Origin of the sequence: Pseudomonas quebecensis (assembly GCF_026410085.1) — a bacterium.
Lineage (GTDB): Bacteria > Pseudomonadota > Gammaproteobacteria > Pseudomonadales > Pseudomonadaceae > Aquipseudomonas > Aquipseudomonas quebecensis.
The window spans coordinates 529,670-551,430 of record NZ_CP112866.1; the positions used below are offsets into that span (position 1 = coordinate 529,670).

A 21,761-nucleotide genomic window follows, 5' to 3' on the forward strand; every position below is an offset into this window, starting at 1 on the left:
AAAATATTGAGATGAGTATGGCCGTTAATCGCGGCAATACCCTTCGCCGGTCACCACAACCAGGCAGTCTTTCTTGTCCGCCAGCCACTTGAGACCGGTTGCCGCGCCATCACCGGCGCGCAGCAACTGCGGACCGTCCGGGCGGTTGAAGGCGATCCCGTCTTCGGCCGCTTCACCCTTGAAGGTGCCGCTGTCATCGGCGTCGAGGCCGTACTGCATGGTAAGAAGATAGTGACCGCGGCCAATGCTGTCGTCCTTGGCGATGGTCAGGTGCAGGCCTTCGACGCCGACCCACTTGCCGACCCATTTATCGGTCGGTGGAGTCTGCGGTACCAGCGTGGCTTGCACCGACGCGGGCGCGGGTTTGGGCGCTTGCCTGGCCTCCTGGTTGCAGGCGGCGAGCAAGGCGAGGGTGGAAAGAATAAAGAAGGTTTTTTTCATAGCGGCAAGGCCTTGATTAAAAAATGTGCAGCTGGAAGGCAACGTGCAGGGTTGGACTCGATTCCCATGATTTAGTGCGCTGTTCGCCCGGTGTTTGGTTATGCTCTTGGGGCAGGCTGCGGCCCGCCTGCTAGATTACCGGGTTGAGCGCGGCCTCGTTCAGTGCTCAGCGTTAAGCCCGCCACGCAAGAGAATTCCATGACTGTCAGTACCCCGCTTTCCGGCGTCAACCATCCGTTCAAAGGCATCCTGCTGATTGTGGTGGCGACCTTTCTGTTTTCCAGCCACGACGCGTTGTCCAAATACCTGGCCGGGTTCTATCCGATCGTGATGGTGGTGTGGGCACGGTACGTGGTGCATACCGTGCTGATGGCCGGGATCTTCCTGCCGCAATCGGGTTTGCGCGTGCTGCGCAGTAAGCGACCGGGGATGCAGGTGGTGCGGGCCTTGTGCCTGTTGGGCACCAGTCTGTTCTTTACCACCGCGCTGCATTACATCCCGCTGGCAGAGGCCACGGCGGTGAACTTCCTTGCACCGATCCTGGTGACTGCGCTGTCGGTGCCGCTGCTGGGTGAGCATGTGACACGTGGCCAGTGGCTGGCGGTGATCTGCGGGTTTATCGGCGTGCTGGTGATCATCCACCCAGGCGGTGAACTGTTCACGCCGGCGGTGCTGCTGCCGTTGTGTTCAGCGATGTTCTTCTGCTTTTACCAACTGCTGACGCGCATCCTCAGCCAGTACGACACCCCCACCACCAGCAACTTTTTTGCCGGGTTGTGCAATACCCTGGTGATGAGTGCGCTGGTGCCGTTCTTCTGGCAGGTGCCGACCCTGTGGCACGGCGTGATGATGCTGGCCCTGGGCACCTGTGGCATGACGGCGCACTTGATGCTGACCCAGGCGTTCCGCTTTGCGGCGCCTGCCTTGCTGGCGCCGTTCGGCTATTGCCAGATCGTGTTCGCGGGGTTGCTGGGCTGGCTGGTGTTTGCCCATACCCCCGACATGACCACGGTGGTCGGCATCGGGGTGATCTGCATGAGCGGGTTGGCCGCCGCCTGGCAGCAGCGGCGGCGGTGATTCATACCTCGACGGTGGGAATCTTGCGCGGTGCCATGAAGTACATCCAAGTCAGCGCAATGAAGTACATCGCCGGGATCAGAGTGAACAATACGGTGTAGTTGTTGTGGGTCACGGTCAGGATATGGCCGACGATCTGGGTCATGAACATGCCGCCGATGGCCGCGCACATGCCGCCGAAGCCGAATACCGTGCTCATCATGTGCTTGGGCGTGTAGTCCATCACCAGGCTCCAGATATTCGCGGTCCAGGCCTGGTGCGCACCGATGGCCAGGGAGATGGCGAACACCGCCACCCACAGCTGGCTGGAGCCGGCCGCCATGATCACGCCGACGATGCAGCAGGCGAACAGTAGCATCGACAGCAGCCGCGCCTTGATCGAGTTCATCCCTCGGCCGATCAGGAACGAAGAGAGAATCCCCCCACCCACGCTGCCGAAGTCGGCTGTCAGATAAATAATGATCAGTGGGATGCCCATCTGCGTCACGTTGATGCCCAGGTTGTATTGCTGGTTCAGGAACGGTGGCAGCCAGTACAGGTAGAACCAGAACACCGGCGCGGTCAGCGAATAGGCCAGGGCAAAGGCCCAGGTGCCGCGCATGCGCAGGATACGGGTGAAGGGCACGCGCGGTTGTTCCGGTTCGGCTTGTTGTTGTACGTAGTCCAATTCGGATTGTTTAACCGTCGGATGCTCTTCGGGGTTGTAGTACTTCAGGCCCCAGCACAGCAGCCAGATGCCGCCCAGCGCCGACATGCACAGGAACGCCGCCTGCCAGCCCCATACGTGCAGGATCAGCGGCAACAGCATCGGTGTCATCATCGCGCCGACGTTGGTGCCGGCATTGAAAATACCGGTGGCCACTGCGCGCTCGCCGGCGGGGAACCACAGGCGGGTGGTCTTGACGCAGGCCGGGTAGTTGGCGGCTTCGGTCAGGCCGAGGATAAAGCGGCAGACCATAAAGCCGACGGCCGAGGTGGCCAGGCCGTGGGCGCCGGTGGCCAGGCTCCACAGCAATACCGCGAAGAAGAACACGCGTTTCACGCCAACGCGGTCGATCAAGCGACCCTGCAGCACAAACCCGATGGCGTAGCCGACCTGGAACCAGAAGTTGATGTTGGCGTAGTCCATCGCCGTCCAGCTCATTTCCTTGGCCAGGATCGGCTGCATCACCCCCAGGGCGGCGCGGTCGATGTAGTTCAGGGTGGTGGCGAAGAACACCAGGGCCAGCATGCCCCAGCGGGTTTTGCCCACGGCCAGGGCGCCGCGGATCTTGCTGCCGATGCCGGCGTGCGGCATGCCTGGGCGCTCGGCCAGGACGGAGTTTTGCAAAGGCATGAGGTCGTACCCGTTTTTTGAAATTTTTATGGTGTGTTCTGGGTCTTTTGTGAACGTTTGTTGCGTGATCGATGGTGCGCAGCGCCTAAAAAATCGTCAATTCGCTGCACGGCATAGTGTTCGATAATCGCCCGAAAAACTAACCGGTTCGTACATTTTATTTGCTGCCGGTAGGCGGGGGGCGAATAATTTGCCACAAACAACCAATGCGGGGAGTTTCCATGCAACGTTCCATCGCTACCGTTTCCTTGAGCGGCACCCTGCCGGAAAAGCTCGACGCCATCGCCGCCGCCGGGTTCGATGGGGTGGAAATCTTCGAGAATGACTTGTTGTATTACGACGGCAGCCCGCGGGAAGTGCGGCAGATGTGCGCCGACCTCGGCATTGCGATCACCTTGTTCCAGCCGTTTCGCGACTTTGAAGGCTGCCGTCGCGAGCGCCTGGCGCGCAACCTGGAGCGGGCCGAGCGTAAATTCGATCTGATGCAGGAACTGGGCACCGATCTGGTGCTGGTGTGCAGCAATGCCTCGGCCGATTGTGTGGGCGACGAATCCATTCTGCTGGATGACTTGAGCCTGCTGGCCGAGCACGCCGGCAAACGTGGCTTGCGCATTGGCTATGAAGCCCTGGCCTGGGGCAAGCATGTGAACACCTGGCAGCAGGTGTGGAACCTGGTGCGTCAAGTCGATCATCCGAGCCTGGGCGTGCTGCTCGACAGCTTCCATACCCTGTCGCTCAAGGGCGACCCAAGCGCCATCGCGCAGATCCCCGGCGACAAGATCTTCTTCGTGCAAATGGCCGATGCGCCCATCCTGGCCATGGATGTGCTGGAATGGAGCCGGCATTTCCGCTGCTTCCCGGGGCAGGGCGAATTCGACCTGGCCGGGTTTCTGGCGCCGATTATCAAAAGTGGTTACACCGGGCCGCTGTCCCTGGAAATCTTCAACGATGGTTTCCGCGCCGCGCCGACCCGCGCCAATGCCGCCGATGGGTTGCGCTCGCTGCTGTATCTGGAGGAAAAAACACGCCAGCGCCTGGCCGAGGAACAGTCGGCGGCGCCGGTGGATATCCTGTTCGAAACGCCGCCTGCCAGCGAGTACGACGGCATCGAGTTCCTCGAATTTGCCGTGGATGAAAGCCTCGGCGCCAAGCTCTCCCACTGGCTGGAGCGACTTGGCTTCGTCAAGGCCGGGCAGCACCGTTCCAAGGCCGTCAGCCTGTTGCGCCAGGGTGAGATCAACCTGATCCTCAATTGCGAGCCGTATTCCTTCGCCCATAACTTTTTCGAAGCCCACGGGCCGTCGCTGTGCGCCACGGCGTTGCGGGTCAAGGACAGCGCCAAGGCGTTGGAGCGCGCGGTCGCCTTTAAAGGCCAGCCTTATCGTGGCCTGGTCGGGCCAAACGAACTGGAGCTGGCGGCGGTGCGCGCGCCGGACGGCAGCCTGATTTACCTGGTGGACGCCAGCGAAGGCGGGCTCTACGACACCGATTTCAACCTGCAGGCGAACACGGCTTGTAGCGGCGGCCTGCTGCGCATCGACCATATGGCAATGGCCCTGCCGGCTGACAGCCTCGACAGTTGGGTACTGTTCTACAAGAGTCTGCTGGATTTCGAAGCCGATGACGAAGTGGTGCTGCCCGACCCCTACGGCCTGGTGAAAAGCCGCGCATTGCGCAGCCGTTGCAGCTCGATTCGCCTGCCGCTGAATATTTCCGAGAACCGCAACACGGCCATTTCCCACGCGCTATCGAGCTATCGGGGCTCGGGGGTGCATCACATTGCCTTCGACTGTGCGGATATTTTCGCCGAGGTACGCCGGGCCAAAGAGGCCGGTGTGCCGCTGCTGGATATCCCGCTCAATTATTACGACGACCTGGCGGCGCGCTTTGATTTTGATGAGGAGTTCCTCAGCGAGCTGGCGTACTACAACGTGCTGTACGACCGCGACGCTCAGGGCGGTGAGTTGTTTCACGTCTACACCGAGCCGTTCGAAGGGCGGTTTTTCTTCGAAATCATCCAACGCAAAAACGGTTACGTGGGCTACGGCGCGGCCAACGTGGCGGTACGCCTGGCGGCGATGGCCAAGTCGCGCAGCGGCGCGGTGCGCCAGGCACGCCTGTAAGCCATGGCCGGGTGCTTCCTTCGGGGAGCGGCCCGGCCCATAATCGCGGCCTGCCTAACAACAATGGCCGTGAGCACCATGACGTCGAGTCCCGAACTCCCCGCAGTGCCAGAAGCACCGCGCAAGAGTCGTAAGAACAACCCGGAAAAGACCCGCGAAAACATACTGCAGGAAGCCATTGTGGAGTTTGTCCAGCAGGGCCTTTCCGGCGCGCGCGTGGACGCCATCGCCGAACGCATCCACACTTCCAAACGCATGATCTACTACTACTTCGGCAGCAAGGAGCAGCTGTACGTCGAGGTGCTGGAGAAGCTCTACGGCGATATCCGCAATACCGAAACCCGCATGAACCTCACGGCGCTGGAACCGCGTGAAGCGATCCGTCGGCTGGTGGAATTCACCTTTGATCACCACGATCAGAACGTGGATTTCGTGCGCATCGTCAGCATCGAAAATATCCACAACGCTGAATATGTGAAGCGCTCGGACTCGATCAAGGCCATGAACAGCAACATCCTCGAAGCCCTGGGCACTACCTTGCGCCGAGGTGCCGAAATGGGCCTGTTCCGCGAAGGCCTGGAGCCGCTGGATGTGCACCTGCTGATCAACTCATTCAGTTTTTACCGGGTGTCCAACCGCCATACGTTCAGTGAGATTTTTCAGATCGAACTGTCGGATGAGGCGGTTAAACAGCGCCACCGCGAGATGCTCTGCGACTCGGTGATGCGCTACCTGCAAGCCTGAAGGCTCAGGTTGGAATGCCTGCCAGGTGGAGGGGCAAGCCCCTTCCACATTTTGATCTGGTTTCGTCAGTCAGGTATTCATGCTGTTGAAGTGCGTCAGCATGCGTTGCGCATCCGGCACTTCACCGCTGAATAATTCAAATGCTTTTACCGCCTGGAACACCGCCATATTGCCGCCGTCCAGGGTGCGACACCCCAGGGCGCGTGCATCCCGTAGCAGTTGGGTTTCCAGCGGGAAGTAGACGATTTCCGCTACCCACAGCTGAGCGCGCAAAAGCGCCGCCGGCACCGGTGTACCGGGGAGTTTGGCCATACCCATCGGCGTGGTGTTGACCAGGCCATCGGCTTCGGCCACGGCGTTCTCCAGGTCTGCGCCGACTTGAGCGCGGCCGCTGCCGAAACGCTGTGCGAGGTTATCCACAAGGTCGCGGGCGCGGCCGGCGTCCACATCGAAAACACTCAGCTGCTCCACCCCTTCAGCCAGCAGTGCATGCGCGACTGCCGCGCCCGCACCACCGGCGCCCATCTGCACCACACGCTGGCGCGGCACGTCACTGAGATTGCGCCGCAAACCTTCGGCAAACCCCAGGCAATCGGTGTTGTGACCGATGCGTTTGCCGTCTTTGAACACCACGGTATTCACCGCGCCGATGCCTCGGGCCTCGTCGGACAAGTCATCCAGCAGCGGCAGAATCGCCTGTTTGCATGGGTAGGTAATGTTCAGCCCGGTAAAGTGCATTAGCTCGGCGGCGCGTAGGAGCTCGGGCAGGGCCTTGGCGTCCAGGCCCAGGGCATCGAGGTCGATCAGTTGATACAGGTAGCGCAGGCCTTGGGCGTCGCCTTCCTGTTCGTGCAAAGCGGGCGTGCGGGAGGCCTGGATGCCGGCGCCGATCAGGCCGGCAAGAATGCGTGGCTTCATCAGGCACGTCCTTTCAGCAGATGGCTGAAATGTTCCAGGGCCAGGTGGTAGCCGTGGCTGCCGAAACCGGCCAATACAGCTTTGGCGATGGGCGACACGAACGAGTGATGACGAAACGCCTCACGCGCATGCACGTTGGATAAATGCACTTCGACCACCGGCACTTCACTGGCCACCAGTGCATCACGGATCGCCACCGAGGTATGGGTCCAGGCCGCTGGATTGATCACGATGCCGGCGCAACGTGCACGGGCGCCGTGGACCCAGTCCAGCAGCTCGCCTTCGTGGTTGGTCTGGCGAAATTCGATCTTCAGTCCGAACTGTTCCGCGCTACGGCCGCACAACGCGGCAATGTCGGCCAGGGTTTCATGCCCGTACGTAGCAGGCTCGCGGCTGCCGAGCAGGTTGAGGTTGGGGCCGTTGAGCATCAGCACGATGGGCGGCATGAGGGGGTATCTCCACAGTTCTTGTTGGTTGTGGAGATAAAATGTACTGGATGGTTAATTTGGTCAATTGCCAGCGCGGCATGTGTTCGATTATCGAACCGTTAATGCGAGCAACGCGCTGCAAGCCCACTGCGCGGCCGCTTAGCCAATGGCTCGGGCGGCCGTGCAGGGGACAACAGCACGTTTAGCGTCGGGTCAACAACACACCCGATTCCATATGGTGCGTCCACGGAAACTGATCAAACAGCGCACACCGGGTAATACGGTGCGTGTCATGCAGTTGCGCAATGTTCGCCGCTAACGTCTCCGGGTTGCAGGAGATGTACAGGATAGTGTCGAACCGCCGGGTCAGTTCGCAGGTGTCCGGGTCCATGCCGGCACGCGGCGGGTCGACGAAAACGCTGCCGAATTCGTAGCTCTTCAGATCGATTCCCTGCAGGCGGCGGAACGGGCGAACTTCGTTGAGCGCTTCGGTCAGTTCTTCAGCGGACAGGCGCACGAGGGTGACGTTAGCCACGGCGTTTTCATCGAGGTTGCTCAGGGCTGCGTTGACCGAGGTCTTGCTGATCTCAGTGGCCAGCACCTTGCGCACACGGGTCGCCAGGGGCAGGGTGAAGTTGCCGTTGCCGCAGTACAGCTCCAGCAAGTCATCCGCACGATCGCCCAACGCGTCGTAGGCCCAGTTGAGCATCTTCTGGTTCACCGTGCCGTTGGGCTGGGTGAACGCGCCTTCGGGTTGGCGATAGCTGAAGGTGCGGCCGCCGACGTCGAGTTTCTCCACCACGTAGTCGTGGCCGATCACATCGCGCTTGCCCTTGGAGCGGCCGATGATGCTCACGTTCAGGTCCGCGGCGAGCTGGTTGGCGGCGGCATGCCAGTGCTCGTCCAGCGGGCGGTGATAGCACAGGGTGATCATCGCATCGCCGGCCAGGGTGGTGAGGAACTCCACCTGGAACAGTTTGTGGCTCAGGGCGGCGCTGGCTTGCCAGGCGGCCTTGAGCTGCGGCATCAGTTGGTTGATGCGAGCGCTGGCGATGGGGAAGTCTTCGATCAGGATCGGCGTGCGCTTGTCATCCTGGGAAAACATCGCGTAGTGGCGTTCACCGCCCTCGCGCCACAGGCGGAATTCCGCGCGCAGGCGGAAGTGCTGCAGCGGCGAGTCGAACACCTGCGGCTCGGGCGCATCGAACGGAGCGAGCAGGTCACGCAGGCGCGTGACCTTGTCTTGCAATTGAGCGGTGTAGCGTGCGGCGTCAAAAGTCATGCGTTGAACCAGCCCAGCTTGATCACGAACAGGATCGACAGAATCACCAGCGCCGGGTTCAGCTCACGGTAGCGGCCCGAAAGCAGCTTGATGGCGGTCCAGGCGATGAAACCGAAGGCGATGCCGTTGGCGATGGAGTATGTGAAGGGCATCGCCAGGGCGGTGATCACCACCGGCGCTGCAACGGTAATGTCATCCCAGTCGATTTCGGCCAGGCCCTGGGTCATCAGCACGGCGACGAACAGCAGCGCCGGTGCGGTGGCAAAAGCCGGAACGCTGGCGGCCAGCGGCGAGAAGAACAGTGCGAGCAGGAACAGGATCGCGACCACGATGGCGGTCAAACCGGTGCGGCCACCGGCGCTCACGCCCGCGGCGGACTCGATATAACTGGTGGTGGTCGAGGTGCCCAGCAGCGAACCGGCCATGGCCGCGGTGCTGTCGGCGATCAGCGCACGCCCCATTTTCGGCATGTGGCCGTCCTTGCTCATCAGGCCGGCGCGCTTGGCAACGCCGATCAGGGTGCCGGAGTTGTCGAACAGGTCAACGAACAGGAAGGCAAAGATCACGCTGACCAGGCCGATATCCAGCGCGCCCTTGATATCCAGTTGCAGGAAGGTCGGTGCCAGGGACGGTGGCATTGAGGTCACGCCGCCGAACGGGGTAACGCCCAGTACGATGGAAGCAATGGTGACCGCCAGAATGCCGATCAGCACCGCACCACGCACGGCCAGGGCTTCCAGCGCGACGATCAGTACGAAACCGAGGGTGGCGAGGATGGGGGCGGCTTTTGTCAGGTCGCCCAGGCCCACCATGGTGGCCGGGTTACTGACCACGATCTGCGCGTTGTGCAAGGCAATCAGCGCCAGGAACAGGCCGATACCGGCCGCAATCGCTGAACGCAGGGGCAGGGGGATGGCGTTGATGATCCACTCACGGATGCGAAAGATCGACAGCAGGAAAAACAGCACCGCCGAAATAAACACTGCCCCCAGTGCCACTTGCCAGGTGTGGCCCATGTGCAGCACCACGGTGTAGGTAAAGAAGGCATTGAGGCCCATGCCCGGCGCGAGCGCGATGGGGTAGTTGGCGATCAGGCCCATCACGGTCGAACCGATGGCGGCCGCCAGGCAGGTCGCGACAAACACCGCACCTTTGTCCATGCCGGTTTCGCCGAGGATGCTCGGGTTCACGAACAGGATGTAGGCCATGGCCAGGAATGTCGTGATGCCCGCGAGGATCTCGGTGCGCACGTTGGTGTTGTGTGCCTTGAGTTGAAACAGCTTTTCCAGCATGCCGGCTCCCTGTGACGCTATTTTGCGTCGTGATTTGTTGACCTCTAAGTCAAAGCACAAACTGCGCCAAGCGCCTGTGGTTCCAGAGAGGATCGGAAAAAGCGGCGCATCATACCAGCAGCCGAGGCTGTGTGGCGCATGGGCTTGAGGCATACTGCGCCGACGTTCAATTCACGGTCATCGACAGCATGAAAAAAGCCAACGCGTGGAGTCTAGCCCTGATCGCCGCTCTGAGCCTGTGGCTCGGCGCGGCACCGGCATGGGGCGCGACTGCACCGGCCTTGAGCGAGGTGCGCGTGTTCAAGGTCGAGTCGTCGCGCTGCGAGGAAACCATCCCCGAACGCGTCACCTCCACGCAGATGTGCACGCACCGTGGGCCCACCAAGGTGTCGGTGATGGAGGTGGGCCTGGGCAATAACCCGGTCGGCCTGTTCAATGGCGCGGTATTGAATGGCCAGCGCACGCCGGTGTGCCAGGTCGGCAACATCAGCCAGGCGTGCAACGGCGCGGGCACGCTGATGGGCTACATCTATGTATTTGATCTGGATGTGCAGGCCCAGGGCTGGTTTGAATACAGCAACTCTTCGATCAACCCCCCGCGAAACACCTTGAAGACCCAGCTCAATATCCGCTGATCAATTCTCTTGAACGCTCAAAACCCCGGGAAGTCGTACCCCTGAGACGGCGATTTTCCTGAACGCCGCGGATGCAGACCAACCCGTGAGGTGTTTATGAGCGCAACCCCCCAAGGCGCGGCGGCCCAGCCGTTTGCCCGCCATTCGATACGCCTGACCCTCAATGGGCAGGCCCGCCAACTGGACGTGTTGCCCTGGACCACGCTGTTGGACCTGCTACGCGAACAACTGGACCTGGTGGGCAGCAAAAAAGGCTGCGACCACGGCCAATGCGGCGCCTGCACCGTGTTACGCGACGGCAAACGCGTGAACGCTTGCCTGACGCTGGCGGTGATGTGCGACGGTGCCGAACTGACCACCGTCGAAGGCCTGGCCAATGGCGATCAACTGCACCCCATGCAGCAAGCCTTCATCAAGCACGATGCCTTCCAATGCGGTTACTGCACGCCTGGGCAGATCTGCTCCGCCGTCGGCCTGGCCAATGAAGGCCGTGCCCACGACAGCGCGCAAATCCAGGAGCTGATGAGCGGTAACCTGTGCCGCTGCGGCGCCTACAGCAACATTCGCGATGCGATTGAAGAGGCCCTGCCGGCCTGCCGCAATGCGGGAGGTGAGCAATGAACCCGTTCCAGTACAGCAAACCGGCCGACGTGCACGAAGCCGTGCACCTGAGCAGTGCCGCGTCGCGCTTTATCGCCGGCGGTACCAACCTGCTGGACCTGATGAAAGAAAACATCAGCCGCCCCGAGCACCTGATCGATATCACCGGCCTGCCGTTGCACGGCGTCGAACCCACGGCCGAAGGGGGCGTGCGCATTGGCGCGCTGGTCAGCAACGCTGATCTGGCCTGGCACCCCTTGATCGAACAGCGTTACCCGTTGCTGTCCCAGGCCATCCTTGCCGGTGCCTCACCGCAGTTGCGCAATATGGCCAGCACCGGTGGCAACCTGCTGCAGCGCACCCGTTGCTATTACTTCTACGACGCCAGCGTGCCCTGCAATAAACGCGAACCCGGCAGCGGTTGCCCGGCGCGCACCGGCTTGAATCGCATCCATGCGATCCTCGGTGCCAGTGAACACTGCGTGGCGACCCATCCGTCTGACATGTGCGTAGCCCTGGCGGCGCTGGAAGCGCGGGTGCATGTGCATGGGCGCGGCGGTGCGCGAGTCATCGAGTTCGCCGATTTCCACCGCCTGCCCGGTGATGCGCCGCAACGGGATAACCAACTGGCCGACGATGAACTGATCACCGCCATTGAATTGCCCGCCGACCACCTGGCGCGGCACAGCCATTATCTGAAGATCCGTGACCGTGCGTCCTACGCCTTCGCGTTGGTGTCGGTGGCCGCCGCTCTGGAGTTGGACGGCGATGTGATCGTCGACGCGCGCCTGGCTCTGGGCGGCGTGGCCCATAAACCCTGGCGCGACCGCGCGGTGGAGGCGGGATTGATCGGGCAGGCTGTCAGCCGCGAAACCTTCAGCCTCGCCGCCGATGCGATGTTGCAGGACGCCGAGCCGCTGGAACACAACGCTTTCAAGGTCAAGCTGGCACGGCGCGCAATTATCCGCGCCCTGAGCGATGCCGCTGTTGCAGGAGAACGCCCATGAGTGCCGTCGGAAAACCTCTGGACCGTGTCGACGGTCTGCTTAAAGTCACCGGCCAGGCGCGCTATGCCGGCGAGTTCCCCGAACACGACCTGCTGCATGGCAGCGTGGTGTCCAGCACTATCGCCAAGGGCCGCGTGGTTCGTATCGATGCGTCCAGGGCCCTGGCGCTGCCGGGTGTGGTCATGGTGCTCGATCACACCAACCGGCCTCGGTTGGCCAGCTATGACGACGCGTTTGCCGACGCCGATGCCGCCGATGGCTCGCCGTTTCGCCCGCTGTACAACGACCGCGTGCTGTACAGCGGCCAGCCCCTGGCCCTGGTGATCGCCGACAACCTGGAGCTGGCGCGACATGCCGGCTCCCTGGTGCACATCGAATACGAGCGCGATGAGTTCGAAACCGACCTGCTCGCCCAGCAGGCCCAGGCCCATCCGTCGCCACAGACACCGCCGGCCCCGCGCGGGAATTTCCAGGCCGAGTGGACCGCTGCCGCCGTGAGCCTGGACGTGCACTACAGCACCCCCATCGAACATCACAACCCCATGGAACCCCACGCCAGCACCGTGCTGTACCAGGCGGATGGCACGCTGCATATCCATGACAAAACCCAGGGCCCGCAGAACTGCCAGGCCTATGTGCAAAAAGTGTTTGGCCTGGATAAAAGCCAGGTGCGGGTGTTTGCCGCGTTTGTCGGCGGTGCCTTTGGTTCCGGCTTGCGTCCGCAGTACCAATTGCCCCTGGCGGTGATGGCGTCGCTGGCGCTCAAGCGTTCGGTGCGCGTGCCCCTGACACGTCAGCAGATGTTCACCTTCGGCTACCGCCCGCGCACGTTGCAGCGCTTGCAAATGGGCGCCGCCGCCAATGGTCGCCTGCTGGCGCTGGGGCACACTGCGATCGGCCAGACCTCGCGCTTCGAGGACTTCAGTGAACACGTGGTGGAGTGGAGCGGCATGCTCTATCACTGCGACAACGTGCAATTGACCTATAAGTTGGTGCCGCTGGATGTGTTCACGCCGCTGGACATGCGCGCACCCGGCGCCGCCCTCGGGGTGATCGGCCTGGAGTGCGCCATGGACGAACTGGCCTGCGCCCTGGCCATCGACCCGGTGCAACTGCGCCTGATCAACTACGCCGAGCGCAACCAGAACGAAGACAAACCGTGGTCGAGCAAAGCGCTGCGCGAGTGTTATGCCGAAGGCGCCGAGCGCTTTGGCTGGAGCCAGCGCAATCCGGAACCGCGCAGCATGCGCGACGGCCGTCAGCTGATCGGCTGGGGCATGGCGGGCGGCGTATGGGAAGCCATGCAAATGAAGGCCAGCGCCAAGGCGCGTATCGATGCCGAGGGTAAGCTGGTGGTAAGCAGCGCCACCACCGATATCGGCACCGGCACCTACACGGTGATGACCCAGATCGCCGCCCAGGCCAGCGGCGTGGCGGTGGAAGACGTGCGCTTCGTGCTAGGCGACTCATCGCTGCCCACCGCGCCGTTGCAGGGCGGTTCGTTCACTGTTTCCTCGGTGGGCACCGCCGTGCAACAGGCCTGCGAAGCGTTGACCGCCAAACTGCTGAGCGTGGCCCGGCAGACTTATCCGGTGTTCAAGGATGCCGAGTCGGTGCGCTTCGAGGACGGTCGGTTGCACACGGGCGACGTAAGCGTGTCGTTGGCGCAGTTGGTCAAGGACAGCGGTGAAGACGTCCTGGAGGTGCAGGTCGACAGCGAGCCGGACAAAAAACGCGAAGGTTATGCCACGGCGACCCATTCGGCGGTGTTCGTCGAAGTACGGGTGGATGAGGACCTCGGCACTATCAAGGTCAGCCGCGTGGTCAGCGCGATTGCCGCCGGGCGGGTGGTCAATCCGAAGATGGCCCGCAGCCAGATCCTCGGCGGCGTGGTATGGGGTATCGGCATGGCCCTGCATGAAGAAACCCAGATCGACCATCAGCTGGGCCGCTACATGAACCATAGCCTGGCCGAGTACCACATCCCGGTGAACGCCGATATTGGTGAGATTGATGTGGTATTCGTCGAAGAACACGACGAGATCGTCAACGCGCTGGGGTCCAAGGGCGTCGGCGAAATCGGCATCGTCGGCGTCGCGGCGGCAGTGGCCAATGCGGTGTACCACGCCACCGGCAAGCGGGTGCGGGACTTCCCGATTACCTTGGACAAGGTGCTTTAAAACACTGCCTATCCAAATGTGAGAGGGGGCCAGCCCCCCAGTGGCGGTGTTTCAGTCAATGGATGCTTCGACTGTTACGCCGCCATCGAGGGCAGGCCCTCTCCCACATGGACCTTATCGCCACAGCGCCTATGCGGTGGGTTTCGAGACCGGTTCTTCCACCGGCACATGCATGCGATCACGGTTGGCCAGGGTGGGGAACAGTTTGATCCACACCCCGGTGACCACCAGAGTCCCGATCCCGCCCATCACCACGGCGGGCACGGTGCCGAACCAGTGGGCGGTGATGCCGGATTCGAATTCGCCCAATTGATTCGACGCGCCGATAAACAGGCCGTTGACGGCACTGACGCGCCCGCGCATTTCATCCGGCGTTTCCAACTGCACGAAGGACGCACGGATGACCATGCTGATCATGTCCGCCGCGCCCAGCACCACCAATACCGCCAGGGAAAACCAGAACGAGGTGGACAGGCCGAAAGCGATGGTCGCCACGCCGAATACGCCGACGGCGGTGAACATCACGCGGCCGACGTGGCGGTCCACCGAGAAGCGCGCCAGCCACAACGACATCAACAACGCCCCTACCGCCGGTGCCGAGCGCAACAGGCCCAGGCCCCAGGGGCCGGTCAGCAGGATGTCCTTGGCGAACACCGGCAGCAGCGCGGTGGCGCCGCCCAGCAGCACCGCGAACAAGTCCAGGGAAATGGCCCCCAGGATGTCAGGGCGACTGCGGATAAAACGGATGCCGGCCAGCAGCGAATCCAAGGTGGCCTTGCCTTTGTTCAGCGGCGTCTGGCGGGCAGGCAGGTTGAGGGTCAGCGCGCAGGCGATCAGGTACAACACCACGGTGGGGCCATACACCCACACGCTGCCGAACGCGTAGAGCAAACCACCCAAGGCAGGTGCGACGATGGTGGCCAGTTGCTGGGCGGACTGCGACGACGCCACGGCACGCGGGAACAGCGCGCTGGGCACGATGCTGGGGAGCAGTGCCTGGGTGGTGGGCATTTCAAAAGACCGCGCAGCCCCGAGCAGGAAGGCGAGGATAAAGATCATCTCGCGGGTTACGTTGCCGGTCAGGCCGCCGATGGCCAGGGACAGCGCAATCAGCGCCTGTACGGTCTGGCAAATGGCAGCGACCTTGCGTCGCTCATAACGGTCGGCTACATGCCCGGTGTGCAGCATGAACAGCACGCGGGGTACAAACTCCACCAGGCCGACCAAACCCAGGTCCAGCACATTGCCGGTCAGTTGGTAAAGGTTCCAGCCGATGGCCACGGTCAGCATCTGGAAGCCACTTGCGGTAAAGATCCGCGCCAGCCAGAACGCTATGAAGGGGCGGTGGTGACGCAACAGCAACGCAGGTTCACTAGGCATCGGGAATTCAGATCAAGGCCGGAGGGAAGGGCGAGATTAGCATCAAGCTGTAACAAATAGTTGCGAGAACCGGGGTGAGGCAGCCTGTCACGCGTCAATCGACCACACAACTGGACAGCAAAAATGGGACTACTCTTTGAGCTGTAATTGATCCAGATCAAATCCATCCCATGATTTGTCCTGGCGGGCCGCAAGGCCGGATTCCCTACGTGGTTGGCCAAAAAAAGAAACGAATTGAAATTCGCCACACTCCATATCCGTGGGGGCAGTGGGTGCAGGCTCCCGCCAGCAGCCGGTATTACCTGACAGAGGAAGACTTATGTTCGGTTTGGAGGCGTTAGATCTCGCCCGAATTCAATTTGCGTTCACCGTCTCATTTCACATCCTGTTCCCGGCGATTACCATCGGCCTGGCCAGTTACCTTGCGGTGCTGGAAGGGCTCTGGCTCAAGACCCATAACGATACCTACCGTGACCTTTACCATTTCTGGTCGAAGATCTTTGCCGTCAACTTCGGCATGGGCGTGGTCTCGGGGTTGGTCATGGCCTACCAGTTCGGCACCAACTGGAGCCGCTTCTCGGATTTCGCCGGCGCCGTCACCGGCCCCTTGCTGACGTATGAAGTGCTCACGGCGTTCTTCCTCGAGGCCGGTTTTCTTGGCGTGATGCTGTTCGGCTGGAACAAGGTGGGGCGCAAGCTGCACTTCTTCTCCACGGTAATGGTGGCCGTGGGTACGCTGATCTCCACCTTCTGGATCCTGGCGTCCAACAGCTGGATGCAGACGCCCCAGGGCTTTGAAATCATCGACGGCCGCGTGATCCCCACCGACTGGCTGGCAGTAATCTTCAACCCTTCATTCCCCTATCGCTTGATGCACATGGCCACGGCGGCCTTCGTGGCGACCGCATTCTTCGTCGGCTCCTCGGCGGCCTGGCACTTGCTGCGCGGCAAGGACAACCCGGCGATCCGCAAAATGCTCTCCATGGCGATGTGGATGGCGCTGATTGTGGCGCCTGTCCAGGCGGTAATCGGCGACTTCCACGGGCTCAATACCCTGGAGCACCAGCCGGCGAAGATCGCCGCGATCGAAGGTCACTGGGAAAATAAAGGCAATGAGGCGACGCCGCTGATCCTGTTCGGCTGGCCCGACATGCAGGCGGAAAAAACCAAGTACGCCGTAGAGATTCCCTACCTGGGCAGCCTGATCCTGACCCATTCCCTGGATAAACAGGTGCCTGCACTCAAGGAGTTCGCGCCGCAAGACCGACCGAATTCGACCGTGGTGTTCTGGTCCTTCCGGGTCATGGTCGGGTTGGGGTTCCTGATGATCTTTACCGGTCTGTTCAGCCTGTGGCTGCGCCGGGGCGACCGGATGTATACCTCCAGACCGTTCCTGTACCTGGCGTTGTGGATGGGCCCGTCCGGCCTGATCGCGATCCTCGCCGGTTGGTTCACCACCGAAATCGGGCGCCAGCCTTGGGTGGTCTATGGGCTGATGCGCACGGCGGATGCCTCCTCCGGGCATAGCGTGGCGCAGATGACCATCACCTTGGTGTTGTTCGTGGTGGTGTACTTCGCCCTGTTCGGCGCGGGCCTGGGCTACATGATGCGCCTGGTGCGCAAAGGCCCTGTGACCCACGACAGCACCGAACCGACCCACGGCGGCCCCGGCCAGAAACGCACACCGGCACGTCCGTTGTCGGCGGCCGACGATGGCACCGACGACGACCACGACCACATCCAGCACAAGGGGAATTGAGATGGGTATTGATCTTCCGCTGATCTGGGCCGTGATCATCATCTTCGGCATCATGATGTACGTGGTGATGGACGGCTTCGACCTGGGCATCGGCATCCTCTTTCCGTTTGTTCCGGGCAAAGTCGACCGTGACGTGATGATGAACACCGTCGCGCCGGTCTGGGACGGCAATGAAACCTGGCTGGTGCTGGGTGGGGCGGCGCTGTACGGCGCCTTCCCGCTGGCTTATTCGGTGGTGCTGTCGGCGCTGTACCTGCCGCTGATCCTGATGCTGGTGGGGTTGATTTTTCGGGGCGTGGCGTTCGAGTTCCGCTTCAAAGCCAAGGACCACAAGCGCCATCTGTGGGACAAGGCCTTCATCGGCGGTTCGCTGGCGGCGACGTTCTTCCAGGGCGTGGCGCTGGGGGCGTTCATCGACGGCATTCCGGTGGTCAATCGCCAGTTCGCCGGCGGTTCGCTGGACTGGCTCACGCCGTTTACGCTGTTCTGCGGCGTAGCGCTGATCGTCGCGTATGCCTTGCTCGGCTGCACCTGGCTGATCATGAAGACCGAAGGCAAGCTGCAGGAACAGATGCACAACCTGGCGCGGCCGTTGGCATTCGTGGTGCTGGCGGTGATCGGCATCGTCAGCCTGTGGACCCCGCTTTCGCACGCGGAAATCGCCTCGCGCTGGTTCACCCTGCCTAATCTGTTCTGGTTCCTGCCGGTGCCGCTGCTGGTGCTGGTGACCATGTACGGGCTGATTCGCGCGGTGGCGCGCAATGCGCACTACACACCGTTCCTGCTGACGCTGGTGCTGATCTTCCTCGGCTACAGCGGCCTGGGGATCAGCCTGTGGCCGAACATCGTGCCGCCGTCGGTGTCGATCTGGGACGCCGCCGCACCGCCGCAGAGCCAAGGCTTCATGCTGGTGGGCACCTTGTTCATCATCCCATTCATCCTGGGTTACACCTTCTGGAGCTACTACGTGTTCCGCGGCAAGGTCACCCACGAAGACGGTTACCACTAGGAGGGGCGCGACATGTCCGGCAAGCCTTCGTTGCACGAGATCGAACAGGCTGAAAAGCAACCGCTGTGGCGGCGCCTGGGGTGGCTGGCGGTGATTTGGACCGGCAGCGTGCTGGCACTGTTCGTCGTGGCCAGCCTGATGCGCATGTTCATGAATGCGGCCGGCCTGACCACCCACTGACATCCCATCCCGTTGCCTTGCGGCACGGTTTTTTGACCCTGTTTCTACGTTGTAGGGGCGGGGTCTTTTTTTATTTTCGGGCTTTGAGAATCACGAACTTGGGCGTGGCCGCCACCTGCTCGACGCCGCGGAACAGCCGCGCCAATTTGCTGTGATAACCCAGGTGGCGGTTGCCGACGATATACAGCGCACCGCCCACCACCAACGCCTCACGAGCCTGCTGGAACATGCGCCAGGCAAGGAAGTCGCCGACCACCTGCTGCTGGTGGAATGGCGGGTTGCACAGCACCACGTCCAGCGATTGGGCCGCTTGCCCGGCCAGGCCATCGGCGGCGCGCACGATCACGGCACGCTCACCGAGCGCGGCCTGCCAGTTTTCACGGGCCGATTGCACGGCCATGTAGGACTCGTCCACCAGGGTGTAGTGCGCGTCGGGGTTGTGCAGCGCGCTGGCAATCGCCAGCACGCCGTTGCCGCAGCCGAGGTCCGCCACGCGGGCATCGCCCAGGCCGGTGGGCAGGTGCGGCAGGAACGCGCGGGTGCCGATGTCCAGGCCTTCGCGACAGAACACGTTGGCGTGGTTCAGCAACTCAAGGGCGGGAGTGTCCAGGGTGTAACGCGTCGGATAGGGCGAAGCGGCGACAGGGCGCTCGGCCACGGTGGCGATCAGCAGTCGGGCTTTCTTGACCGCCAGAGAGGCGTGCATCGGCCCGATATAGCGTTCCAGCAGGTCCCCGGCCGCGCGTGGCAAGTGCTTGACCATCGCCCCGGCGATCACTTCGGCGCCGGGTGCCAGTCGGCCCTGCAGGCGTATCAGTTGTTCTTCCAATAGCGCCAGGGTTTTGGGCACGCGGATCAGCACGCGGTCGAACGGCCCGGTGGGCACCTCGCTTGCGGGAATGAACGGCACGGCATCGACAGCCTTGGCGTTGCGCACCAGGTTTTTCTCCAGGCCCTGGGCCGCCAGGAACGAGTCGCCGCAGGACGTCACCTGCACCCGGCCTTCAAGGCTGGCCGCCAGGGCGCCGAAGCTGTCGTTGAGCACCAGCACGCGGGTGCTGACGTTCGGCTGCTGTGCCGCCAGATGGTTGAGCAGGTATTCGTCGGCGGCATCGAAGGCTTGCAGCGGGTCGTTGTGCTGCTCGGGCTGGCGGATCAGATCGAGCTGGGCGAAGGGGCTGTCGAGCAGGGGCATGGGGGGAGGAAACTCTGGGTAGTCGAACCTTCTGGGTGAACGGCGACACGACATTGAAGGCTGCGTCATCACCCGGAACTGGTCGCAAATGTTACGGTTTTTTTGTGCGGATTACATGCGGTGTTTATAGAAAGCCGGCCTTTGCAGCCACCATCACGGCGGCGATCTTGTTATTGACCCCTAGTTTTCGCATCGAACTGCAGTTGTGAAACCCCACCGTGCGTTCGGACAGGCACAGGATCTGTGCGATCTCCGCCGCGGTTTTGCCCAGCGCCGACCACCGCAGCACTTCGATTTCGCGCGCGGTCAACTTTGTGGACGGCCTGGCAGTTGGGCCGTTGGCGTATTTATGCGCCACTACGGTATGCAGCGCGTGGCACAGCCACAGGGCATTGCCGGCTTTTTCGTACAGTTCCTCCGGGGTGATTTCGCCTGTGCGGCGGCTCAATGTCAGCATGCTGACCACGCCGTGGGGGCTGTGCAACGGCTGTGTCCACCCCAAATGCACGCCATAGGATCGAGCCAGTTGCCACAGATGCGGCGAACCTTCGAAGGCACTTTCTTTCCACACAAACGGCAACACAGAGCGTTGGCAGTGAGTCACCACAGGGTCGTAATGAAAAAACTTGGCGCGGCGGTAGAGTTTGTTCCACTCATTTGGATAGTTGTTTTTTTCGAATACAAGATTTTGATTAGTCGTGTGCTGAGTACTCATTTTGAAGGCGCAGAAGTGAAAGCCGAGGGCGTAGGTTTCATTGACGACCATCTCAAAGACACTGGTGATCTCGTCCTCCTCTTTCAGTTTTGGGGGGCGTGTGTTGTGCCAGTTGACCATCGATAACTCTCCATGTGAATTGGCATGGCTTGGGTACGTCCTGATCCCAATGCTGCTCGGAAAAGAGTGTAGGACACCGGCTACTTTCAGGTACGAAAAAAAATTAATAGTAGTTGGTAATTTTCGAGGGTTTTAACTTGTACAGACTTAACAGTTTTGTGTAGCTATTTAAAAGAGTATTGATTTTGAGGCCTTTGAAGTAGTGTCTAATTGATATCATTTAGTTAGGGTTTTTACTCTAGTAATCGAACGGGAGGACGTTAATAGCTAAATGATTAGTGCATGTGCAAGAAATCTGATCAGTCAAAAGCCGCAACTAATAAAGGGTCTTTCTATCGTCGCGATCGACATTCCGTCAGCGGTCGATAATGCCAGTACAAATCACCGGTGTTAGCCGGCGCGGCTTTGAGGGACACTAGTGGCCTCTGCAGATCGGAGTTCCCCATGACGGCCAGCGCTGAAAAATACACCTGCCAGACCTTGCTCGACGTGCAATCGCTCACCCCCAGCCTCTTCACCCTGCGCACCACCCGCGATCCGGGATTTCGTTTCACCGCCGGCCAATTTGTGCGCCTGGGGGTCACCAAGGCGGATGGCAGCACTGTATGGCGCGCGTATTCCGTGGTGTCGGCGCCTTTTGACGAGTACCTGGATTTCTTCTCGATCGTCGTACCGGGGGGGGAGTTCACCAGTGAGCTTAGCCGCCTGCGTGTCGGCGACACGCTGATGGTGGAGCGTCAGGCCACGGGTTATCTGACGTTGAACCGATTCGTCGATGGCCGCGACCTGTGGTTGCTGGGCACGGGCACCGGCGTGGCGCCGTTTCTGTCGATCCTGCAGGACTTCGAAGCCTGGGAGAAATTCGAGCGCATCATCCTGGTGTACAGCGCACGTGAGGCCAGGGAGCTGGCTTACCAGTCGCTGATCAAGGAACTGGGCGAGCGCGAATACTTGGCCGAGTACGCGCATAAACTCACCTACCTGCCCATCGTCACTCGAGAGCAGCACCCGGGGGCCTTGAACGGCCGCATCACCACCTTGATCGAAAACGGCGAGCTGGAACGGGCGGCCGGGGTAAAACTGAGCCCCGAGCATTCACGCGTGTTGATTTGCGGTAACCCGCAGATGGTCGATGACACCCGCCAACTGCTGAAGAAACGCGACATGAACCTGTCGCTCTCCAGGCGACCGGGCCAGGTGGCGGTGGAGAACTACTGGTAAACGAAAGGCGCCCCTGGAGGCTAATGCCGGTCAGTTAAGAGACGGAACGGACAATCAGTCACCTGTGGCGAGCCCGCTCGCCACAGTTACAGTGTTCCTCCTTAACTGACTGGCATTAC

General features: G+C 61.5%; 20 protein-coding genes. 11 read left to right on the forward strand and 9 right to left on the reverse strand.

The features are described 5' to 3' along the window. Positions 1 to 24 precede the first annotated feature (24 nt). Entirely contained in the window at positions 25 to 441 is a 417-nt protein-coding gene (locus OSC50_RS02575) for a membrane lipoprotein lipid attachment site-containing protein (protein ID WP_266246875.1), read from the reverse strand. A gap of 198 nt (positions 442 to 639) precedes the next feature. On the opposite strand from OSC50_RS02575, the gene OSC50_RS02580 reads away from it, so the two are divergent. Continuing rightward, a complete protein-coding gene (locus OSC50_RS02580; RefSeq protein ID WP_034139389.1) occupies positions 640 to 1,518 on the forward strand; it encodes a DMT family transporter in 879 nt (292 codons plus the stop codon). Position 1,519: 1 nt separating this feature from the next. Here the strand turns inward: OSC50_RS02580 and OSC50_RS02585 are convergent, their stop codons facing one another. Next, on the reverse strand, positions 1,520 to 2,854 hold the full coding sequence (locus OSC50_RS02585; protein WP_414704459.1) for an MFS transporter: 1,335 nt from the start codon (positions 2,852 to 2,854) through the stop codon (positions 1,520 to 1,522). Between the two features lie 221 nt (positions 2,855 to 3,075). Here OSC50_RS02585 and quiC point away from each other — a divergent pair, with 221 nt between their 5' ends. Together quiC and OSC50_RS02595 are read left to right on the forward strand one after the other, a co-directional pair. Then, positions 3,076 to 4,977: a 3-dehydroshikimate dehydratase QuiC gene (quiC, locus tag OSC50_RS02590; RefSeq protein ID WP_266246872.1), complete on the forward strand. Its 1,902-nt coding sequence runs from the start codon at positions 3,076 to 3,078 to the stop codon at positions 4,975 to 4,977. Between the two features lie 78 nt (positions 4,978 to 5,055). Then, positions 5,056 to 5,721: a TetR/AcrR family transcriptional regulator gene (locus OSC50_RS02595; RefSeq protein WP_181079797.1), complete on the forward strand. Its 666-nt coding sequence runs from the start codon at positions 5,056 to 5,058 to the stop codon at positions 5,719 to 5,721. 69 nt (positions 5,722 to 5,790) lie between these two features. On the opposite strand, the gene OSC50_RS02600 is transcribed toward OSC50_RS02595, so the two are convergent. From OSC50_RS02600 to OSC50_RS02615, 4 genes are all read right to left on the reverse strand, one after another. Continuing rightward, entirely contained in the window at positions 5,791 to 6,639 is an 849-nt protein-coding gene (locus OSC50_RS02600; protein WP_409521142.1) for a shikimate dehydrogenase, read from the reverse strand. Further along, positions 6,639 to 7,085, reverse strand: coding sequence for a type II 3-dehydroquinate dehydratase (gene aroQ / locus OSC50_RS02605; protein WP_266246869.1), 447 nt, complete (start codon positions 7,083 to 7,085; stop codon positions 6,639 to 6,641). The genes OSC50_RS02600 and aroQ overlap by 1 nt, the downstream gene beginning before the upstream one ends. 184 nt (positions 7,086 to 7,269) lie before the next feature. Beyond that, positions 7,270 to 8,349 carry a tRNA (uridine(54)-C5)-methyltransferase TrmA gene (gene trmA / locus OSC50_RS02610; protein WP_266246867.1) on the reverse strand — a complete coding sequence of 360 codons (1,080 nt, stop codon included), beginning with the start codon at positions 8,347 to 8,349 and terminating at the stop codon, positions 7,270 to 7,272. Further along, positions 8,346 to 9,641 carry an NCS2 family permease gene (locus OSC50_RS02615; RefSeq protein WP_017528884.1) on the reverse strand — a complete coding sequence of 432 codons (1,296 nt, stop codon included), beginning with the start codon at positions 9,639 to 9,641 and terminating at the stop codon, positions 8,346 to 8,348. The genes trmA and OSC50_RS02615 overlap by 4 nt, the downstream gene beginning before the upstream one ends. A gap of 188 nt (positions 9,642 to 9,829) precedes the next feature. Here OSC50_RS02615 and OSC50_RS02620 point away from each other — a divergent pair, with 188 nt between their 5' ends. From OSC50_RS02620 to OSC50_RS02635, 4 genes are all read left to right on the forward strand, one after another. Then, a complete protein-coding gene (locus OSC50_RS02620; RefSeq protein ID WP_181079794.1) occupies positions 9,830 to 10,276 on the forward strand; it encodes a DUF4879 domain-containing protein in 447 nt (148 codons plus the stop codon). A 96-nt stretch (positions 10,277 to 10,372) separates the two neighbouring features. Next, a complete protein-coding gene (locus OSC50_RS02625; RefSeq protein ID WP_253509506.1) occupies positions 10,373 to 10,897 on the forward strand; it encodes a (2Fe-2S)-binding protein in 525 nt (174 codons plus the stop codon). Next, positions 10,894 to 11,883: an FAD binding domain-containing protein gene (locus OSC50_RS02630; protein WP_266246860.1), complete on the forward strand. Its 990-nt coding sequence runs from the start codon at positions 10,894 to 10,896 to the stop codon at positions 11,881 to 11,883. The genes OSC50_RS02625 and OSC50_RS02630 overlap by 4 nt, the downstream gene beginning before the upstream one ends. Next, positions 11,880 to 14,063, forward strand: coding sequence for a xanthine dehydrogenase family protein molybdopterin-binding subunit (locus tag OSC50_RS02635; RefSeq protein WP_266246857.1), 2,184 nt, complete (start codon positions 11,880 to 11,882; stop codon positions 14,061 to 14,063). The genes OSC50_RS02630 and OSC50_RS02635 overlap by 4 nt, the downstream gene beginning before the upstream one ends. Positions 14,064 to 14,192: 129 nt before the next feature. Here the strand turns inward: OSC50_RS02635 and OSC50_RS02640 are convergent, their stop codons facing one another. Then, on the reverse strand, positions 14,193 to 15,443 hold the full coding sequence (locus tag OSC50_RS02640) for an MFS transporter (protein ID WP_181079791.1): 1,251 nt from the start codon (positions 15,441 to 15,443) through the stop codon (positions 14,193 to 14,195). A gap of 319 nt (positions 15,444 to 15,762) precedes the next feature. Here OSC50_RS02640 and OSC50_RS02645 point away from each other — a divergent pair, with 319 nt between their 5' ends. The 3 genes from OSC50_RS02645 to OSC50_RS02655 are packed head-to-tail and all read left to right on the forward strand — an operon-like array spanning position 15,763 to position 18,391. Further along, positions 15,763 to 17,202: a cytochrome ubiquinol oxidase subunit I gene (locus OSC50_RS02645; RefSeq protein WP_253509498.1), complete on the forward strand. Its 1,440-nt coding sequence runs from the start codon at positions 15,763 to 15,765 to the stop codon at positions 17,200 to 17,202. A 1-nt stretch (position 17,203) separates the two neighbouring features. Further along, positions 17,204 to 18,211 (forward strand): cytochrome d ubiquinol oxidase subunit II, encoded by a 1,008-nt coding sequence (cydB, locus tag OSC50_RS02650; RefSeq protein WP_181079789.1) that lies wholly within the window; start codon positions 17,204 to 17,206, stop codon positions 18,209 to 18,211. Positions 18,212 to 18,223: 12 nt separating this feature from the next. Continuing rightward, complete coding sequence (locus tag OSC50_RS02655; protein WP_253509497.1) at positions 18,224 to 18,391, forward strand: DUF2474 domain-containing protein; 168 nt, start codon at positions 18,224 to 18,226, stop codon at positions 18,389 to 18,391. Positions 18,392 to 18,461: 70 nt separating this feature from the next. Here OSC50_RS02655 and OSC50_RS02660 read toward each other — a convergent pair whose 3' ends face one another. Continuing rightward, positions 18,462 to 19,586, reverse strand: a complete 1,125-nt coding sequence (locus tag OSC50_RS02660) for a methyltransferase (RefSeq protein WP_266246856.1) — start codon at positions 19,584 to 19,586, stop codon at positions 18,462 to 18,464. A 124-nt stretch (positions 19,587 to 19,710) separates the two neighbouring features. Then, the gene (locus OSC50_RS02665; RefSeq protein ID WP_253509495.1) at positions 19,711 to 20,421 is read right to left on the reverse strand and encodes a helix-turn-helix transcriptional regulator; all 711 of its coding nucleotides are present in this window, start codon (positions 20,419 to 20,421) and stop codon (positions 19,711 to 19,713) included. Between the two features lie 444 nt (positions 20,422 to 20,865). Between OSC50_RS02665 and OSC50_RS02670 the strand changes: the two genes are divergently transcribed. Then, the gene (locus OSC50_RS02670) at positions 20,866 to 21,642 is read left to right on the forward strand and encodes a ferredoxin--NADP reductase (RefSeq protein WP_253509493.1); all 777 of its coding nucleotides are present in this window, start codon (positions 20,866 to 20,868) and stop codon (positions 21,640 to 21,642) included. Positions 21,643 to 21,761: the final 119 nt, after the last annotated feature.

Coding starts and splice junctions, on each gene's coding strand:
- OSC50_RS02575 (WP_266246875.1), bottom strand. CDS start 441: ATGAAAAAAACCTTCTTTATTCTTTCCACCCTCGCCTTGCTCGCCGCC.
- OSC50_RS02580 (WP_034139389.1), top strand. CDS start 640: ATGACTGTCAGTACCCCGCTTTCCGGCGTCAACCATCCGTTCAAAGGC.
- OSC50_RS02585 (WP_414704459.1), bottom strand. CDS start 2,854: ATGCCTTTGCAAAACTCCGTCCTGGCCGAGCGCCCAGGCATGCCGCAC.
- quiC (WP_266246872.1), top strand. CDS start 3,076: ATGCAACGTTCCATCGCTACCGTTTCCTTGAGCGGCACCCTGCCGGAA.
- OSC50_RS02595 (WP_181079797.1), top strand. CDS start 5,056: ATGACGTCGAGTCCCGAACTCCCCGCAGTGCCAGAAGCACCGCGCAAG.
- OSC50_RS02600 (WP_409521142.1), bottom strand. CDS start 6,639: ATGAAGCCACGCATTCTTGCCGGCCTGATCGGCGCCGGCATCCAGGCC.
- aroQ (WP_266246869.1), bottom strand. CDS start 7,085: ATGCCGCCCATCGTGCTGATGCTCAACGGCCCCAACCTCAACCTGCTC.
- trmA (WP_266246867.1), bottom strand. CDS start 8,349: ATGACTTTTGACGCCGCACGCTACACCGCTCAATTGCAAGACAAGGTC.
- OSC50_RS02615 (WP_017528884.1), bottom strand. CDS start 9,641: ATGCTGGAAAAGCTGTTTCAACTCAAGGCACACAACACCAACGTGCGC.
- OSC50_RS02620 (WP_181079794.1), top strand. CDS start 9,830: ATGAAAAAAGCCAACGCGTGGAGTCTAGCCCTGATCGCCGCTCTGAGC.
- OSC50_RS02625 (WP_253509506.1), top strand. CDS start 10,373: ATGAGCGCAACCCCCCAAGGCGCGGCGGCCCAGCCGTTTGCCCGCCAT.
- OSC50_RS02630 (WP_266246860.1), top strand. CDS start 10,894: ATGAACCCGTTCCAGTACAGCAAACCGGCCGACGTGCACGAAGCCGTG.
- OSC50_RS02635 (WP_266246857.1), top strand. CDS start 11,880: ATGAGTGCCGTCGGAAAACCTCTGGACCGTGTCGACGGTCTGCTTAAA.
- OSC50_RS02640 (WP_181079791.1), bottom strand. CDS start 15,443: ATGCCTAGTGAACCTGCGTTGCTGTTGCGTCACCACCGCCCCTTCATA.
- OSC50_RS02645 (WP_253509498.1), top strand. CDS start 15,763: ATGTTCGGTTTGGAGGCGTTAGATCTCGCCCGAATTCAATTTGCGTTC.
- cydB (WP_181079789.1), top strand. CDS start 17,204: ATGGGTATTGATCTTCCGCTGATCTGGGCCGTGATCATCATCTTCGGC.
- OSC50_RS02655 (WP_253509497.1), top strand. CDS start 18,224: ATGTCCGGCAAGCCTTCGTTGCACGAGATCGAACAGGCTGAAAAGCAA.
- OSC50_RS02660 (WP_266246856.1), bottom strand. CDS start 19,586: ATGCCCCTGCTCGACAGCCCCTTCGCCCAGCTCGATCTGATCCGCCAG.
- OSC50_RS02665 (WP_253509495.1), bottom strand. CDS start 20,421: ATGGTCAACTGGCACAACACACGCCCCCCAAAACTGAAAGAGGAGGAC.
- OSC50_RS02670 (WP_253509493.1), top strand. CDS start 20,866: ATGACGGCCAGCGCTGAAAAATACACCTGCCAGACCTTGCTCGACGTG.